Below are 16,848 nucleotides of genomic sequence, written 5' to 3' on the forward strand. Positions count from 1 at the left end.
TCATGGCCACATCTTCCCCCCAGCTCCGGCCTGGAGGCACTGACACTGCTGAGATCGCCTCCGGCCTTCCCCCAAGCTGCGCGGCCTCGGTGATGCGGCGCTTGGCTTCATCTTCCTGACCGACCAAGTCGGCGCTGACTCGCGCTGTCGATCCCCGGCTCGACCCGATAAAGGTTCACCGCCCCTGACTTCCAATCGGGCTGCCCGGTGATTCACCACGGACGTCGCGTCAACACATGAACAACATTCCCGGCCATTCCCGACAAGTCGGCGCGCCATCTGTATGATCGCCCGCCATGGCACAACGAGAGGTCGAGCTCGCCGGCCGGGGACGCAGGTTCCTCGCAGCACTCATCGACGGGCTCTGCATTGCGGTCCTGAACTGGCTGATCTTCCGTAGAACCGCTCCCAATGCCTCGTCCTCTATCTCGTCCTCCGTCGCGTACCTGCCGATCGCGTTTACGTATTTCTGGGTTCAGCACGGCTGGTGGGGTCAGACGCTCGGCAAGCGTGCCATGGGCATCAAGGTGATACACGTGAACTTCGACGAGATCGGGTGGCGAACCGCCGCATGGAGGGGCGGGTTCGGAATGATCTTTTCCCTGATCACCTGCGGAGTTGGCGGGTTCATCGACTTGGCATGGATCCTCTGGGACCCCGACAACCAGACCCTCCACGACAAGGTTGCCAAAACCTGGGTTGTGAACGTATAGCACGACGATGCCGATCGCTACAGCGATCTACCCTCCATATGCGCGTAGGCGCTCATTCGGCAGGAGGTCCCGCAGGGGGCGATCGCTGCCGCCCCGCTTCCGTTCTCGGGCCGTGAACGGCCCTGCGGTACGGGTCGGGGTTGCCCCCGAATTATGGCGGTGCTGTCGCTCTTGGCCCCACCCGGCGGGCTGGGTTCGGCCCCACCGTGTAGCCGGGCGGTTACGGTTTAGCGAGTTCTGGCTCCACCTGAGGTGTTGTAGCTCGCCCGAACCCGCAGGCCGGCGATGCCGGCGATGGGATTCTCGATCACAGGTGCGTCTTCTCGGCACGCACGGTCATGCGTTCCACGGGCTCCCGCCCGCCCGCACCCGAGACCTCTCGCGCTTTCCCCCGTACGGTGTCACTCTTCGTACAAGCAACTCAATCAGACAGACAGCCTCACATCAAACTTCTCATAATAAATAAATGGGGCAGAACCGACATCGGAACAAATAGCTTGTAGGCGACGGTGAACGTCCACCGCTTGGGTCGATCGGCCCGCGGCCCATCACCGGGAGGAAGGTTCTGGCTGGTCATTGCCTCTATGCTCGTTGCCCATTCTCGCCCCCGCTCATGCCAATTAGGGAAATTAATCCCCTTATGTCCCATTTCGGCTTGATGTGGAGGGACCCGCATGTCGGTTACCGCAGGGACTTCAACGGTTGTGGGGCGGGGAGAGTGATCATGATCACGCCCCATTCCGGAACGCCTTCGGTGTTCAATGCGTCAATCTTGGCGTTCACAGCCCCCCGGCTGGAACGGCAGGGGCGTGTCCCTAGCACCCCCTTGCCAGTCGCTGCCCCGACATCACTTGGAAGGAATCTCTTGCGCAAGTCTGCACAGCGAGCAGTACTCGCCCTCAGTGCGGCCACCGCGGTCGCCGGATCCGTCTTCATCAGCAGCCCGGCGATGGCGGCGTCGTCACCGATCGCGGCATGCGGCGGCGGCAAGTACCACGTTGTCGGCCATCACGATTTCAAGAAGAAGGGCAAGAAGGTGGCCACCACCTTCCTGCTGTACAACGGCAAGACCAACTGCGTGATCACGTGGAAGGCGCACCCGGACAAGAAATACGTCTCTGCAGGAATCGCCAAGTACGGTGACAAGAACTGGACGTGGCAGCACGGCTACTTCTCCACCTACGCAGGCCCGGTGAAGCGCTCGGCTCGCGGAGCGTGCATCGTCTGGGGCGGCGACTACGACCACAGCCGCCGCTGGACGCTGAAGTGGGGACACTGCGGCAAGTGACCTGCGCCTGAGCTGAAGGGGCGTGGTGGGGCGAGAAGGACGTCGACCGCGACGGCCAACCCACCCGCCCCTACGCCGCATACCCGACCCGGGCGGGCGGACCGTCAGCCCATCCGCCCACGCTCCGTTCGGCATTCTGGTTCTACGGACACGTGCCGGTCGAAAAGCTCCGCGAACTTCTCATGTTCGCTCCACGACTGCTCGATCAGAACTGCATCGGCCGCTGTTCCTGGCGGATCGGCGTGCAGTGAGGGGGAGGAGAGTCACCATCGTCTGGCTTGTGCGCACCATCGCGCGGCGCCACGGATCCGGTAGACGATTGGCGGCGGCCAGGGCCTCGGCGTAGGAGCCGGTCGATGAGGGGTCGTCGTAGGTCTCGAAGGCCAGGCGGGCGGCGAGGGTGCACGCGGTGCTGGAGATCGAAAGCAGCTGATCGCGTAGATCGTCAGGCACATGTCCGGCGAGAAGCGCGCGGCATGACTCGATGATCGGTACGAGCCCGAGCTGAAGTCGTACGAACGGTACTGCTCCGACACGGCCGTTGAGGTCGGCGACGGCCGTGCCGAGTTGCGCGATCAACTGTTCGTCGGTGTGGCGGGGATCGGCCAGCGCCGGCACGAGGGAAGCCGTAAGGCTCGGATTGAGGAAGGCGAGCAGACCGCTGGTACCGCTCGTCAGCGCGTCGGCCACCAGATTACGAAGCTCCGATATCCGCGCTGCCTCGATCCCGTACAGGGCGGACACGGTCATGAGTTGATCGAAATCCGAACCGGGGCCGAGGGCCGTCGTCCCGCCCTGATCGGCATAGACGCGGGCCAGCAGGAGTTGATAGCGCTCGCCAGGACGTACCGCCTCGTTCTCCCAGCGCGCGATGGTTCGCTGAATGGTGCTCAGACGGGCTTGGGCGACGGTGGGCATACGAAGGCGGCGGGCGGCATCCCTTAACGCGCGAGCCTGGTCCAGCAAGGACCAGCCCCGACCGATACGCAAGGTACGCAGGCGCTGGGCACCTCGCGTCCTCCGAGGCGTACCTCCGGTGGTTGTCCCTCGGACGTCCTGCCCGTGATCGATTCGGGCTGACGGTCTCACCGGAAGGCGAGCGCGTGTGGCTTGATGACCCGATCGACCTGGTCGGGCCGTAGCGGGCGCACCTCAAGGGGGCGGCCGACGCGTCACTTCTGGGCGGGGACGTTCAGTGCGTCGGTGAGGAATGCCGTGACGAGGGCGCTCGCGTGGGGCCGGCACTCCTCGAAGTAGGCGTGCCGGGCGCCGGGGAGGATCCGGGTCCGGCTGTCGCGGATGCGGGCCGCGAGCAGCGGGGCGTTGGCCGCCGGGGTGAGTCGGTCCTGGTCGCCGTGCAGGATGAGCGTCGGGGCGCCGACGCGGGGGAGCGCGTCCCAGGCGTCGTGCCGGTTACTGGCCAGCAGGTGGCCGCGGCGGGCGTACGGGGGCATGTCCGGGTCGCCGAGCGTCGTGTACGGGCCGGGGTGCTTCGCGGACCAAGTGGGGGTGTACATCAGGTCCAAGAGGGCGTGCCGCGACGCCTCCGGGTCGGCCTGGGCCAGAGCGCGCCGTACCGAGGCGTCCCGTTCGATCGCGTGCGAGCCGCCCGGCGAGGTGCACCCCAGAACGAGGCGCCGGACGCGGGCCGGATGGCGGGCCGCGACCCACTGGGCGACGCGGCCGCCCATGGAGGTCCCGTAGACGTCGGCCCGCTCGATCCCCAGGTCGTCCAGGACCGTGATGACGTCCTCGGCGAACACTTCGGTGGAGTAGCCGTCCTCGGGCTTGCCGCTGTTTCCGGTGCCGCGGCAGTCCAGGGTGATGGTGCGATGCATGGCGTGGAAGTCCTCGCGTACGCCGTCCCACCAGTGGTGGTTGTTCGCCTGCCCGGCCAGGAGCACCAACGGGCATCCGGCGCCCTCGTACTGGTAGGCCAGGAGCGTGCCGTCGTGGGCGCGAGTGGACGCGTGCCGGCGCTGGTCGTGGACTGTCATGCTTTCCTGCCGGGGAGTGAGGAGAACGATGAGCACTGTGGACATCCTGTCGGAGGACGAGCGGTTCATCGTCGGCACGGTGCGCGACTTCGTCGATCGGGACGTCAAGCCGGTCGTCCGGGAGCTCGAGCACACGAACACCTATCCCGAGGCCCTGATCGAGCGGATGAAACGGCTCGGCGTCTTCGGCCTGGCAATCCCCGACGAGTACGGCGGGACCCCGGTCTCCACGTCGTGCTACGTGCTCATCACCGAAGAACTCGCCCGTGGGTGGATGAGCCTGGCCGGCGCGATGGGCGGGCACACCGTGGTCGCCAAGCTGCTCCTGCAGTTCGGTACCGAGGAGCAGAAGCGCCGCTACCTACCGAAGATGGCCACCGGTGAGATCCGGGCGACCATGGCCCTGACCGAACCCGGTGGCGGCTCGGATCTGCAGGCCATGCGGACCGTCGCCCGCAAGGACCCGGACGGCTACCTGGTCAACGGGTCCAAGACCTGGATCACGAACTCGCGCCGGTCGCAGCTGATCGCCCTGCTGTGCAAGACCGACCCGGACGCCGAACCCGCCCACGCGGGCATCTCGATCCTCCTCGTCGAGCACGGCCCCGGGCTCACGATCTCCCGCGACCTGCCCAAACTCGGCTACAAGGGCGTCGAGAGCTGCGAACTGGTCTTCGAGGACCATCGCGCGGGCCCCGACGCCGTACTCGGCGGCGTCGAGGGTCATGGATTCGCGCAGATGATGAAGGGACTGGAGACCGGACGACTCCAGGTCGCCGCCCGCGCCCTGGGCGTGGGCCGGGCCGCGCTGGAGGACTCTCTCGCCTACGCCCAGGAACGTGAGGCGTTCGGAAAGCCGATCTGGCAGCACCAGTCGATCGGCAACTACCTCGCCGACATGGCCACCTCCCTGTCGGCGGCGCGGCAGCTCACCCTGTACGCCGCCCGGGAGGCCGACGCCGGACGCCGTGTCGACATGGAGGCGGGTATGGCCAAGCTCTTCGCGTCCGAGACCGCCATGCGGATCGCGCTGGACGCCGTACGCGTCCACGGCGGGTACGGATACTCCACCGAGTTCGACGTCGAGCGCTACTTCCGCGACGCGCCGCTGATGATCGTCGGTGAGGGCACCAACGAGATCCAGCGGAACGTCATCGTCCGCCAGCTCATCGCCCGCGGCGGCCTCGACTGACGAACGGCTCGCCAGAGCATCACGAATCCTGGCGATGGCGGGTCACGGCCAGGCGGGACAGGACGATCGAGCCGGCCGTGATGCCGGCCCACATCGGTGCCATGAGGACGTGAAGGACCCCGAGCCCGCCGATCGCGTCGAGGCGGTAAAGGGCCACCTGGGCCGCCAGGCTCACGAAACTCACCAGTGCGATGACCAGAGTCGTCCGCCGGTAGAAGCGGTGCAGCGGCCGGTGCGAGCGCCAGTCCCTCGGGCCGCCCACGACGCGGTTCGCGACCAGGCCGGCCAGGGGGCGGCCGGCGAGGATCGACAGGAGGCATGCCATCGTCGCCGCCGCGGGCACCAGCATGGGCAGGAGGAAGAAGCTTCGCGCCTGCCCGGTGCCCGCCGCCACGGCGGCGCAGACGATGGCGAGGAGCGTGCCGATGACCGCGTGCCTGACGTGCCGCCGAGCGCGCAGACGCCATGCGAGGACGAGGACTCCGGTGACGGCGGTCGCGATCAGCGCGGATCTCAGCCCGCCGATGGCGTCGGCTGCCACGAAGACGATGGTGGGGGCTGCCGTGGTGACCAGTGAGGAGGCCTGGCCGCCCGGTCTGAGCGCCGCCCTCGCCGCCTCGCGTACGGGCTCGCCGTAGGAAGTCCGTCGGGGAGCCGTGTCAGGCCGGGTTTCACCGCGCGAGGTCGTCATGGGTGCCTTCGTGCCGCGTGAGGTCTGCGGGATCCGCCGATGTGCTCGCTGCGTCGGAGCGGTCCAGCGCGCGGAGCGCGAGCATGCCGCCGATGCCGGGGATGACGGCGCGTACCGCGATCCCGGTGGTCCGGCTCGGGTCGCGCCAGGCGGCGAAGATGCCGAAGAGCCAGGCGATGCCGTGGACGGGGCCGACCAGGGAGGCGATCTGAGGAACGTTCGCGGTCGCCATGTTGCCGAACAGGATGGCGAGGCTGACCAGTTCGACGATCGCGGAGACGCGCAGCGGCGTGCGCGTGGGCCGTCGTGTCGGTGTGGTGGTCGCGGCGATGGGGTCACGCTCCTGTGCTGGAGCCGGGGCGGACGATCATCAGGATGGTGACCGTGGCCCACAGCAGGTTGAAGGTGCCGGTAAGCATGGCCAGCCGTCGGATCTGGGCGGGCTCGATGCGTGTCGCGGTGTCGGCGTCGGCGCCGCTGCCGGAGCCGCTGCCGTTCAGGCCGGCGATGGCGATCTCCTGAGCCGGGAGGACCAGCAGCGCGAGCACGATCGCGGCGACGCCGGTCAGGACGATGGAGACGATCAACCAGGCGCTGCCCAGGACGTGCATACTGCTCGCCGTCGCGAAGCCGAAGACGGGGACGGCCAGGCCGACGCCGGCGTAGACGCGGCAGATGCGGTGCAGCAACCGTACGGCGCCGACCGATTCGGGCTTGTCGGGTGCCGCTGCGGCTTTGCGGACCGCGGCGGGGAACATGCTGCCCGCGACCGTGACCGGGCCCACGGCGATGACCGCCGCGAGTACGTGGAGGATGAGGAGGACCTTGCTCATCGCCGGGTACGCGCTTTCGTCGGAGGGATGGGGAACGGGTCAGGCGCCCACCGGGGTGGGCCCGTGGTCGCGCCAGGCGACGCCGCGGCGCTCGTGTTCGAAGAGCTGCTCCACGGCTAGTGCGACCTTCGGTCCCACTTCCCGCTCCAACAGGTACAGGCCCAGGTCCAGGCCGGAGGTGACGCCGCCGGCGGTGACCAGGTCACCGTCGTCGACGACGCGGGCCCGGGTGACGTTGACGCCGCTCGCGCCGAGTACGTCCAGGCCCTGGTGATGGGTGACGGCGTTGCGGCCGTCGATGAGCCCGGCCATCGAGAGGATCAGCGAGCCGCCGCAGACCGTGGCCACGGTGGTGCCGGGCGCGGCCAGGGCCTTGGCCAGCAGGCCCGGGAGTCCGGTGGTCAGGGTCCGGCCGAGGATGGCGGGGATCGTGGCCTCCCGCTCCGCGTCGGTGAGATCGTCCTCGCCCTGGGGGAGCGACCTGCCGGCGGCGCCGGGGACGACGATGAGGTCCGCGCGGTCCGGGTCCACGCCGGCGGTGGCCGTCAGGGAGATGGCGGGGATCCCGCTGCGAACCTCGCCCGGGCCGTCGGCGGTGACCAGTTCGACGCTCACCTGGTCGGTGAATGCCTTCGAGGCGCTGAAGACCTCGAACGGGGCGATGACATCCAGCGGGTCGAAGCCATCGAAGAGGACAAACTGGGCGAGCATCGGTGCCTCACATCCGTCGTTCCGTCACTACCGCGCTCACGCTAGGAGACGTGGCGGGTGCGGGCCATCGGCTGGATTGACACATTGCAACGGATTCTCGCCAACGCACTGACCTGGCTTGTCACGCCTACCACCGGTGTGACGCACGACTACGCATTGGCCGGAACTCGGCGTACGCTGCGCTCGTGCATACGGTGGCGATCCTGGTGATGGATCATACGGTCGTCTACGACATGGCCATTCCGGTCGAGGTGTTCGGCCGTGTCCGCCTGCCGGACGGGCGCAGTCCGTACCGGGTGCGGATCTGCGGGACGCAGCCGCAGGTGCCGACCGAGACCTTCACCATCCACGCCCCGTGGGGGCTGGACGCTCTGGCGGACGCCGACACCGTCATCGTGCCCGGCTGCAGCGAGACCGCCGGCCCGCCACCGGTCGAGGCGCTGGAGGCGCTGCGGGACGCGGCCGCGCACGGCACGCGCATCGCCTCGATCTGCGCCGGTGCCTTCATCCTGGCCGCCACCGGGCTCCTGGACGGGCTGGCCGCGACCACGCACTGGATCGCCGCGCAGTACTTCGCCGAGATGTTCCCGAAGGTCGACGTGCGGCCCGACGTGCTGTACGTGGACAACGGGCAGCTGCTCACCTCGGCCGGGGCGTCCGCGGGACTGGACCTGTGCCTGCACATGATCCGCCGAGACCTGGGCTCGGCCGTCGCGGCGGACGCCGCCCGGCTGGCCGTCACCCCCCTGGAACGCGAGGGCGGCCAGGCCCAGTACATCGCCCACGAGCGACCGGCGGTGCCCCGCGGCTCGCTGCTGGAGCCGACACTGACCTGGATCGAGGACCACCTGAAGGACGACATCACCCTCGAGGGCATGGCCGCCCGCTGCGGCATGAGCACCCGCACCTTCAGCCGTCGCTTCCGCGAGCACACCGGCACCACACCGCTGCAGTGGCTGCTGCGCGCTCGGGTCCGGCGGGCGCAGTACCTGCTCGAGCACACCGACCACTCCGTGGAGCGGATCGCCGTCCAGGCCGGCTTCGGATCCGCGACGGCCTTCCGCGAACGCTTCAAGCGCGTCGCCGGTACGACCCCGCAGACCTACCGAGCCGCCTTCCGCAGCTCCCGCTGAACGAGCCGATCAGGTAAGGGCGGAGACGATCTGCTTCGTGGCTTCGGCGATCAGGGAGTCGACGGGCGGAGTGTCGTATCCGGCTCGGTCCGACATGATGGCCAGCACCAGCGGGGCGGTACGGGGCGGCCACACGACGGCGATGTCGTTGGCCCTGCCGTAGTCCCCGGTTCCGGTCTTGTCGGCCACCGGCCAATCTCTGGGCAGCCCGGCCCGGATGCGTTTGACGCCGGTGGTGTTGCTTACGAGCCAGTCTTTGAGCAGGGCGCGTTTGTCGGCCGGCAGCGCGTCGCCGAGCACGAGCGCGCGGTGGTCGGCGGCGATGGCGCGGGGAGTGGTGGTGTCACGCGGGTCCTGGGGGCGGAGTCTGTTCAACTCGGGTTCGTAGTCGTCCATTCGGCTGACGGTGTCTCCGAGCCCGCGTAGGTAGGCGGTCAGCTGCGCCGGGCCGCCGATGTCGCGCATCAGCAGGTTGCCGGCGGTGCCGTCGCTGTAGCGGATGGCGGCGTCGCACAGCTGCCCGATGGTCATCCCGGTCGCGATGTGATCCTTGGTGATCGGCGAGATGGAGTTGACGTCGGCTCTGGTGTAGGTGACGCGTTTGTCCAGGTGACCGAGTGCGTTCCCGTGCAGGACCGCCGCCGCGGCGAGTGTCTTGAAGGTGGAGCAGAACGCGAATCGCTCGTCCGCGCGGTAGGCCACCGTGGTGCCGGTACCGGTGGCCAGGGCGTACACGCCCAGGCGGGCCTTGTGCTCGCGTTCGAGCGCCGCGAATCGCGAAGTGTCCGGAGATCCGGCGGTGCCCGGAGAGCGGCGGCCTGGTGCCGGGGAGGACCCGGAGGCTGAGCGATGACCTGTGCCGCACCCCGCCAGCGGCAGGAGGACGGCGGCGGCCAGCAGCGCACGGCGGGACGGGCCGGACTGGTCGAACGACATCAGGTGGCACCTGCCTCACTTGCCCGGGATCCCGGACCGGGTGGACGACGACACCGCCGAGCAGACCAGAGCCGAGCCAGCGATGTCTACCGCACTCGTATCTATAGAAGAACGGATATCAAGGCTGGTCGCCAGGGGAGGCGCCCGTGGCGTCGCGACGACTTACCGTCTCGCGTCGAGGAATGGCCTGACTCGGCATTGACCAGTGAGAATAGGCTGCTCGATATCATTTCCGCTCCGATACCGTATTCGATTAGGACGCCACCGCATGCCCGTCGGCGGCACGACCGCCTCCCACCCGGCCGCTTCATCGCGTACGGCCGGGCGGGACGCCACGGACCGCCGGGCGATCGCGGTCGTCGTCGGTGTTCAGGTCGCCGCGGCGCTCGGCTACTACGCGGTGATGGGGCACCTCGTGGCCCATCTGCGGCGCGATGCGGGCCTGCCCGCCGGAACGATCGGCCTGGTGCTCGGCACGCGATTTCTCGTCCAGTCCGCACTACAGCCGCCGCTGGGGGCGCTGATCGACGTGCTCGGGGCGCCTCGCGCCGGGCTACTCGCCTGCGCGCTCCGTACGGCGAGCTTCGCGCTGCTGGCGACGGCGGACGGGCCGCTCGGGCTGTTCGGCGCGGCCTGCCTGCTCGGCGCGGGCGGCTCGCTGTACGTGCCGGCCGTCCAGGCCATCATCGCCGGGACGTCCCCCGCGCGCCGTCCCGTCGGCTTCGCCGCCTACCTGGTCAGCGGGCAGGTCACGGCCGTGGTGGCGCCGTTCGCCGGGCTCGCCGTGCTGAAGGGCGGCGGCTTCGGCCCCCTGGCGGCCGGCGCCGCGCTGTGCTGGGCGATCGCCGGCGCCCTGTTCCTGGTCCAGCGCCCCCGACCGTTGCCCGGGCCGGAGGCGGATCCGGTTCTCGATCGTCCCGGAGCCGGTACGGGGATGGAGACGTTCCGTGGCATGGCCGCCGTCGTTCGCGACCGGGTGTTCCTCCGGTTCGCCGCCGCGACCGCCGCCGGCATGCTGCTCGCCGGGGAGACGACGGCGGTCGTGCCTCTCAAGGGCTTCGGGCCGGGCCGGACGACCATGTTCTTCTGCGTCGCCGCCGCGTTCACGGCCATGGTGCAGCCGTGGTGCGCCGCCGGGAGCCGCGCCGACCGTCCGCGCGTTCTCCAGGCGGGACTGGTGCTGACCAGTGCTTGCTACCTGGTGCTTCTTCCGCTGGACGGGGGCGGCGGTGCGCCGGAGGCCGTCGGCCTGGTGGCGGCCGCCGCGCTGGGCGGAGTGGGGCAGAGTCTCGTGCAGTCGTCGATCTTCCAGTCCATCGCCCGTTATGCGCCGCCCGACAGGGTGGGCGCGTACCTCGGCGTGTCCTCCTGTCTGTCCGGCATGACGGTGTTCGCGGGCGATTTCGCGGTCGGAGCACTCTTCGACGCCGGGTCCGCGGCGGCGGCCACCGCACTGGCCGCCCTCGCCGTCCTCGGGCCGGCGTCGGCGATGGCCTGCGCCCGCCCCCTCACCCGACGATCCTGAGGAACCTCGCCGCGACGGGAGCGGCGACGTCGGCGCCCGCGACGGCGAACGCCGATCGTCGTCCTCCCGCAGGCCGGCACCGTGATCGGGCCGGCCGTGGAGTGGCCGCGTCGCGGCTAGCCGAGGCGCAGGAGCCGCTTGAGGATGGACGGCGGCTGCAACGTGCGGTCGAGGGCCAGGGGGATGACCGCGCTGCCCGCCGTCACGGCGCCGAGCCGCGTGCCGTCGGCGGCGTGGCGTGGCGGGTCCCCGGTGACGCGGACCGGCACGGTGAGCCCGCCCCAGCCGACCACCGTGACGGGGGCCGTCGCGCGCAGCGGAGTGCGCCCGCCCAGGCCGTCGTCGACCAGCGCGACCTGTGCGCCCGCCGGGGCCAGCGTCACCGAGGTCAGCGCCTTCTCAGCGGCGACGATCAGCGGCTGCGCGGCCTCGATCGCGCCCATCGCGCTGGAGGACTGCTGTCCCATGACCGCACCGACGATCATGGTGGTGACATGTCCCGTACGCTTGCGGGCGGCGAAGACGAAGTTGCCGCCCGCCGCGTCGGTGTAGCCCGTCTTGCCGCCGACCACCCCATGGCGCCCGACCAGGACGTTGCCGGCGGCACGCGGTGGCCGTCCGTCGTTGGGCACGTACGTGCGGAGGTTGACGATCTCGGCGAAGGCCGGGATCTTCATCGCCGCGGTCAGCAGCTTGACCTGGTCGGCGGCGGTGCTGACAGTGTGTGAGTCGTATCCGCTGGGGTCGGTGTAGGTGGTGTTGGTCATTCCCAGCGAGCGCGCGGTCGCGTTCATCTTCTCGACGAACGTCTGCTCCTCGCCCAGGTCCCAGCGGGCCAGCTCGTGCGCGAGGTTGTTCGCCGACACGAGCAGAAGCGCCTCCAGCGCCTTGTGCTCGGTGAACGCCTGCCCCGCGACGACCTCGACGAGCGACTCGCCCCGCTCCTTGCGCATCGGAAGCCGGGCGGCCTCCTGCCGCGAGATCCGGTACGTGGGACCATCCGTACCCTGCTGCAGCGGGTGATCGTGCAGGAAGACGTACGCGGTCATCACCTTCGCCACGCTGGCGGTCGGGGTCGGCGTCTCCCCGCCGGACGACCCCATGGACCCCAGCCCGTCCACGTACAGGGTCGCCTGCCCCTGCGCCGGCCAGGGGAGCACGGGGGCGGCGCCACCGAAGGTGTGCCGGGTGGCCGTCAGCGTGAGACGCATCGTCGGCGCGGGCATCGGCCGTACGAACTGGCCGGTCACCACCCCCGCCAGCAGCACCAGCACCACGGCGACGATCCAACCGGTACGCCGCCGCTTGCGCCGCGGCTTCTCCGCGGGCGCCTCCGAAGGAGCCTGTACGGGCACCGGGGCGAGTTCCGCCACGGGCCGCCGGGCGGTCTCGGGCGGAGGCGTCGCGACGGTGGAAGGGGTCCTCAGCTGCGGCGGTTCCACCACGGGGGGCCGGGCGGTCTCCGGCGGAGGCGTCGCGACGGTGGAAGGGGCCCTCAGCTGCGGCGGCTCCACGACGGGCGGCCGGGCGGTCTCCGGCGGAGGCGTCGCGACGGTGGAGGGGATCCTCAGCCGTGGCGGTTCCACCACGGGCGGCCGGACGGTCTCGGGCGGAGGCACCGCGATGGTGGAGGGGATCGTGAGCGGCGGCGGCTCCGCCACTTGCCGCCGGGAGGTCTCAGGTTGGGGCGTCGTGAGCGGCTTCGCTGCGGGTGGCCGGGAGGTCTCAGGCCGGGGTGTCGTTGGGGGCATCGTCCGCGGCGGCGGTGCCGCCGTGTACGCCGTCGTCGCCGCCGGGGGCGGTGAGATCATCGGCACGCCGTCCCGCTGCGTCGTACTCGCCAATCCCCCCTGGCCGGACGGACGGACCTCGGGGAGCGCCTCTTCGACCGTCTGAGGAGGCGTCGCGGACGTCTGAGCGGGCGGGCGTTCCGCGGGCGTGAACCACGAAGAGTGCTCCGGTGCTCCGCGGTCCGGGGCAGGAGGAGCGATCGCGGTGGTCTCGGCCGCCTCGGGCGACGGCGCGACCGACTCCACCTCGTCCTGACCGTTGGCGCCTCCCGAACTCCACCATGGGGTCCGTTCCAGAGCGGACCGCCTGGGCTGCGGCTCTTCCGGGGAGGGGCGGTGCGCAGGCGGCCTGGACTCCGTGTCGGCCGTCCGTTTCTTGGGAAACGCCGAACGGGGCAGATCCGAGACCGTGATGTCGGACGCGGCGGGCGAGTAGGGCTTGGGAGGAAGCCGGAACTCCGCGGTGGTTGTCCGCCCGTCCTCCTCCGTTTCGGGTTCGGACTCCGCGTGGTCAGGGGTCGCCGCGTGCGCAGTGGTGCCCTCAGGGAGGGTGCTGTCCTCGGGCACCGGGGTGTCCTCGGGGACCGAGGTGCCCTCAGGGACGGTGCTGTCCTCCGAGGTCAGGGTGTCCTCAGAGGCGGCCGTGTCGTCGCCGCCAGAAGTGGCGTCGGCTTCGGCCTCGGCTTCGGCGGAAGCGGGTTCAGCTCGTTCGGCGGACGGCTCGGCCTTCTCCTGCCGCTCGTCTTCGGTGTGCGCGTCGTCCTCTTCGTCGTCGGCACTGATCGCCTCGGACGGATCGTCCGGATCGGCCTCCGCGTCGGCAGCCATCTCGGACTCGGGGACGCGCTCGGGTTCCGAGGAGTCCTCCTGGTCCCGCGCATCGGTACCCGCGGGTTCCTCGGCGCCGGTGTCCGCCGCCTCTGCCTGCGGTTCGGGGCCGGGCGCGGGATCGTCCTGCGGTGGCGTCCCGGAGGTCTCGTGCTGCGCGTCGTTGTCCGGCTCACGTGACGCACCGTTCACGGCGCGACCTCCTCGACTTCATGACCAGGCAGATGGAGGGGATGTCCGGGCAGGCGGCCCGCGAACGATCTCACCGACGCCCCTCCTACGCCTGTGAAGATGCGCGGCCCGGTGAAAAGGTTCACGACCTACGGGATCTTGATCCGATCGTTGACCGGAGCTGGTTTCCCGGAACGCGGAGCGGGTCCGTTTGGGCTGGTAGCGCAGTGTTATGAATGGGACATGAAGGCATCTTTCCGGCGATACCGGATGTCGTCCCGTCATCCGTTCTCCGGACGCCCACGCGATCACCGCGTTGCCCTGCTGAATCCGCGCAGTGTCGCCGGGCAGGTGTTCCTTCTCCAGGTCGTGATCGTCCTACTGCTGGTCGCGGCCGCGGTGACGATGGAGCTGCTTCAGGCGGCGTATGACGCCCTGCGGCAGGGGCGTCGAGAGTCGATCGTCGCGGCCCAGGCGTTCGCGAACGCACCCGGCCTGGTCCAGGCGCTGCGCAGCCGGAACCCCACGGCGGTGCTGCAGCCGCGCGCCGAAGCGGCCCGGAAGCGGGCGGGCGTGGACTTCATCGTCGTCACCAACACCCAGGGGATCCGCTACACGTACCCCTACCCGAAGTACATCGGGAAGAAGTTCGTGGGCGACATCCGGCCGTCGCTGCAGGGCCGCACCATCATTGAGCAGGCGGGCGGGCCGCCCCTGCCGGCGGGCCGGGGAACGGACGTCCAGGCGGTGGTCCCGGTGACCGATGACAGCGGGTCGGTCGTCGGCGTGGTGTCCGCCGGGCTCACGGCCAGGAACGTGGCGAGACGGTGGCTGCCGCAGGTGCCGCTCACCTTTGTCAGCGGTGCGGCCGCGCTGGCGGTGGCCGCCGGCGGGACGGCTCTGGTGTCCAGGCGGCTGCGGCGGCAGACGCACGGCCTGGAGCCGGCGGAGATGACGCGGATGTACGAGCACCACGACGCGGTCCTGCACGCGGTGCGGGAAGGAGTGCTGATCATCGACGCCGACGGGCGACTGGTGCTGGCCAACGACGAGGCGAATCGGCTGTTGGGCCTGCCGGCGGACGCGGAGGGACGGCCGGTGCGGGAGCTGGGCCTGCCGGAGCGGATATCGCGCTTGCTGGCGTCGGGAGAGCCGGTCACGGATGAGGTGCATGGGGCGGACGGCCGGTTGCTGGCGGTGAACAAACGACCGACCTTCCTGAACGGCGTTCAGGGCAGCAGCGTCGTGACGTTGCGGGACACGACCGAACTGGCGACGGTGTCCGGTCGGGCGGAAGTGGCGCGGGAGCGGCTGAAGCTGCTGTACGAGGCGGGGATACGGATCGGAACGACGCTGGACGTGGTGCGTGAGACGCAGGAGCTGGCTCAGGTGGCCGTACCGCTGTTCGCCGACCTCGTCACGGTGGACCTGCTGGACGCGGTGATGCGGGGGGAGGAGCCGACGGCGGAGAGACGGTGGCGGCTGCGACGCGCGGCGATCACCGGTGAGCTGTCGCCGCTGTGCTCGGTGGGCGAACAGATCACTTTCTCGTCGGCGACGCCGCAGGCGCGAGCGTTGGAGCAGGGGTACGGGGTGCTGGCCGCGGACCTGCGGCAGGCGCGGGGGTGGCAGGAGCAGGACCCGGACCGCGTCCTGCGGGCGCTGGAGCAGGGGGTGCACTCGCTCGTGACCGTGCCGCTGCAGGCGCGGGGTGTGCCGCTGGGCGTGGCGAGCTTCTACCGGGTGGGAAAGACGCCGGCGTTCGAGAACGAGGACCTGTTGGTCGCGGAGGAGCTGGCGGCGCGGGCGGGGGTGGCCGTCGACAACGCGCGGCGCTTCACCCGGGAGCGCACCATGGCGGTCACGCTGCAGCGGAGTCTGCTGCCGCGGGGACAGCCGGATCAGGACGCGCTCGAAGTGGCCTGGCGGTATTTGCCCGCGGAGGCGGGAGTGGGCGGGGACTGGTTCGACCTCATCCCGCTGCCGGGGGCGCGAGTGGCGCTGGCGATGGGCGACGTCGTCGGTCACGGACTGCACGCGGCCGTGACCATGGGGCGGCTGCGCACCGCGGCGCACAACTTCGCCGCGCTCGACCTCCCGGTGGACGAGGTCCTCGCGCACCTGGACGAACTGGTCGCGCGGATGGACAGCGAGGAGAGCACCGACGAGATCGCGGAAGGCCACAGCAGAGCCGAGGTGACGGGAGCGACGTGTCTGTACGCGATCTACGACCCGGTGGCAGGGGTATGCACGATCGGCCGTGCGGGACACCCCGACCCGGCGGTGGTGTACCCGGACGGGACGGTCACCTGGCCGGACGTCCCGGCCTCACCTCCGCTCGGGCTCGGCGGTCATCCCTTCGAAACCGCCGAGCTGCGCCTGCCGGAGGGATCCCGGCTGGTGCTGTACACCGACGGCCTGGTCGAGGACCGGACCCGCGACCTCGACAGCAGGCTGGATGAGCTGCGCCGGACGCTGGAGCGGACCGATGGACACACCCCGGAGGAGACGTGCCAGGCGGTGATCGACGCGATCGTGCCGGCACATCCCGCCGATGACATCGCGCTGCTGGTGGCGCTCACCCGGTTGCTCCCGCGGTCGCGCGTGGCCGAATGGGACGTGCCGGTCGACACGTCGGCGGTCGGCTCGGTGCGGGCGCGCTGCGCCGAGAAGCTGCGCGAGTGGGGGCTGGAGGAGATCGCCTTCACGACGGAACTGATCGTCAGCGAGCTGGTCACGAACGCGATCCGGTACGGATCTCCGCCGATCAGGGTGCGGCTGTTGTGCGGGCGCCATCTGACCTGCGAGGTGTCCGACCGGAGCAGCACCTCACCGCGTCTGCGGCGCGCGGCGACGATGGATGAAGGTGGGCGGGGGCTGTTCCTCGTGGCGCAGTTCGCTCAGAGATGGGGGACGCGGTACACCTCGGCCGGCAAGGTCATCTGGGCCGAACAGGACCTGGGCGACGGCGCGTCCACCGTACGGGGCGGCACGCTGGCCGACGTTCTCCTCGAGCAGTTCGACGACGCCGCCCGCTGAG

14 protein-coding genes are annotated in these 16,848 nt (G+C 70.2%); 6 read left to right on the forward strand and 8 right to left on the reverse strand.

Translation table 11 applies throughout. From position 1 onward, the window contains the following. Positions 1-296 precede the first annotated feature (296 nt). Together AB0I04_RS43050 and AB0I04_RS43055 are read left to right on the forward strand one after the other, a co-directional pair. On the forward strand, positions 297-713 hold the full coding sequence (locus tag AB0I04_RS43050) for an RDD family protein (protein ID WP_360898415.1): 417 nt from the start codon (positions 297-299) through the stop codon (positions 711-713). A gap of 865 nt (positions 714-1,578) precedes the next feature. Next, on the forward strand, positions 1,579-2,001 hold the full coding sequence (locus AB0I04_RS43055; RefSeq protein WP_360898417.1) for a spore-associated protein A: 423 nt from the start codon (positions 1,579-1,581) through the stop codon (positions 1,999-2,001). 180 nt (positions 2,002-2,181) lie between these two features. Here the strand turns inward: AB0I04_RS43055 and AB0I04_RS43060 are convergent, their stop codons facing one another. Further along, positions 2,182-2,919, reverse strand: a complete 738-nt coding sequence (locus AB0I04_RS43060; RefSeq protein WP_360898419.1) for a hypothetical protein — start codon at positions 2,917-2,919, stop codon at positions 2,182-2,184. Positions 2,920-3,173: 254 nt separating this feature from the next. Further along, positions 3,174-3,998 carry an alpha/beta fold hydrolase gene (locus AB0I04_RS43065; protein ID WP_360898421.1) on the reverse strand — a complete coding sequence of 275 codons (825 nt, stop codon included), beginning with the start codon at positions 3,996-3,998 and terminating at the stop codon, positions 3,174-3,176. A gap of 28 nt (positions 3,999-4,026) precedes the next feature. Between AB0I04_RS43065 and AB0I04_RS43070 the strand changes: the two genes are divergently transcribed. Then, positions 4,027-5,190 carry an acyl-CoA dehydrogenase family protein gene (locus AB0I04_RS43070; protein ID WP_360898423.1) on the forward strand — a complete coding sequence of 388 codons (1,164 nt, stop codon included), beginning with the start codon at positions 4,027-4,029 and terminating at the stop codon, positions 5,188-5,190. A gap of 19 nt (positions 5,191-5,209) precedes the next feature. Here AB0I04_RS43070 and AB0I04_RS43075 read toward each other — a convergent pair whose 3' ends face one another. The 4 genes from AB0I04_RS43075 to AB0I04_RS43090 form a co-directional block, all read right to left on the reverse strand. Further along, positions 5,210-5,881 carry a DUF3159 domain-containing protein gene (locus AB0I04_RS43075; RefSeq protein ID WP_360898425.1) on the reverse strand — a complete coding sequence of 224 codons (672 nt, stop codon included), beginning with the start codon at positions 5,879-5,881 and terminating at the stop codon, positions 5,210-5,212. Beyond that, positions 5,862-6,113 carry a hypothetical protein gene (locus tag AB0I04_RS43080; RefSeq protein ID WP_360898427.1) on the reverse strand — a complete coding sequence of 84 codons (252 nt, stop codon included), beginning with the start codon at positions 6,111-6,113 and terminating at the stop codon, positions 5,862-5,864. The genes AB0I04_RS43075 and AB0I04_RS43080 overlap by 20 nt, the downstream gene beginning before the upstream one ends. A gap of 103 nt (positions 6,114-6,216) precedes the next feature. Further along, a complete protein-coding gene (locus AB0I04_RS43085) occupies positions 6,217-6,714 on the reverse strand; it encodes a hypothetical protein (RefSeq protein ID WP_360898429.1) in 498 nt (165 codons plus the stop codon). Between the two features lie 39 nt (positions 6,715-6,753). Further along, entirely contained in the window at positions 6,754-7,425 is a 672-nt protein-coding gene (locus tag AB0I04_RS43090; RefSeq protein ID WP_360898431.1) for a DJ-1/PfpI family protein, read from the reverse strand. Positions 7,426-7,610: 185 nt separating this feature from the next. On the opposite strand from AB0I04_RS43090, the gene AB0I04_RS43095 reads away from it, so the two are divergent. Next, a complete protein-coding gene (locus tag AB0I04_RS43095) occupies positions 7,611-8,558 on the forward strand; it encodes a helix-turn-helix domain-containing protein (protein WP_360898433.1) in 948 nt (315 codons plus the stop codon). A gap of 9 nt (positions 8,559-8,567) precedes the next feature. Here AB0I04_RS43095 and bla read toward each other — a convergent pair whose 3' ends face one another. Continuing rightward, the gene (bla, locus tag AB0I04_RS43100; protein ID WP_360898435.1) at positions 8,568-9,494 is read right to left on the reverse strand and encodes a class A beta-lactamase; all 927 of its coding nucleotides are present in this window, start codon (positions 9,492-9,494) and stop codon (positions 8,568-8,570) included. 268 nt (positions 9,495-9,762) lie between these two features. Here bla and AB0I04_RS43105 point away from each other — a divergent pair, with 268 nt between their 5' ends. After that, positions 9,763-11,019, forward strand: coding sequence for an MFS transporter (locus tag AB0I04_RS43105; RefSeq protein WP_360898437.1), 1,257 nt, complete (start codon positions 9,763-9,765; stop codon positions 11,017-11,019). 116 nt (positions 11,020-11,135) lie between these two features. Here AB0I04_RS43105 and AB0I04_RS43110 read toward each other — a convergent pair whose 3' ends face one another. Then, positions 11,136-13,829 (reverse strand): hypothetical protein, encoded by a 2,694-nt coding sequence (locus AB0I04_RS43110; RefSeq protein ID WP_360898439.1) that lies wholly within the window; start codon positions 13,827-13,829, stop codon positions 11,136-11,138. A gap of 222 nt (positions 13,830-14,051) precedes the next feature. Between AB0I04_RS43110 and AB0I04_RS43115 the strand changes: the two genes are divergently transcribed. Then, entirely contained in the window at positions 14,052-16,847 is a 2,796-nt protein-coding gene (locus AB0I04_RS43115; protein ID WP_360898441.1) for a SpoIIE family protein phosphatase, read from the forward strand. Position 16,848 lies beyond the last annotated feature (1 nt).

Origin of the sequence: Actinoallomurus sp. NPDC050550, assembly GCF_040655075.1 — a bacterium.
GTDB lineage: Bacteria > Actinomycetota > Actinomycetes > Streptosporangiales > Streptosporangiaceae > Actinoallomurus.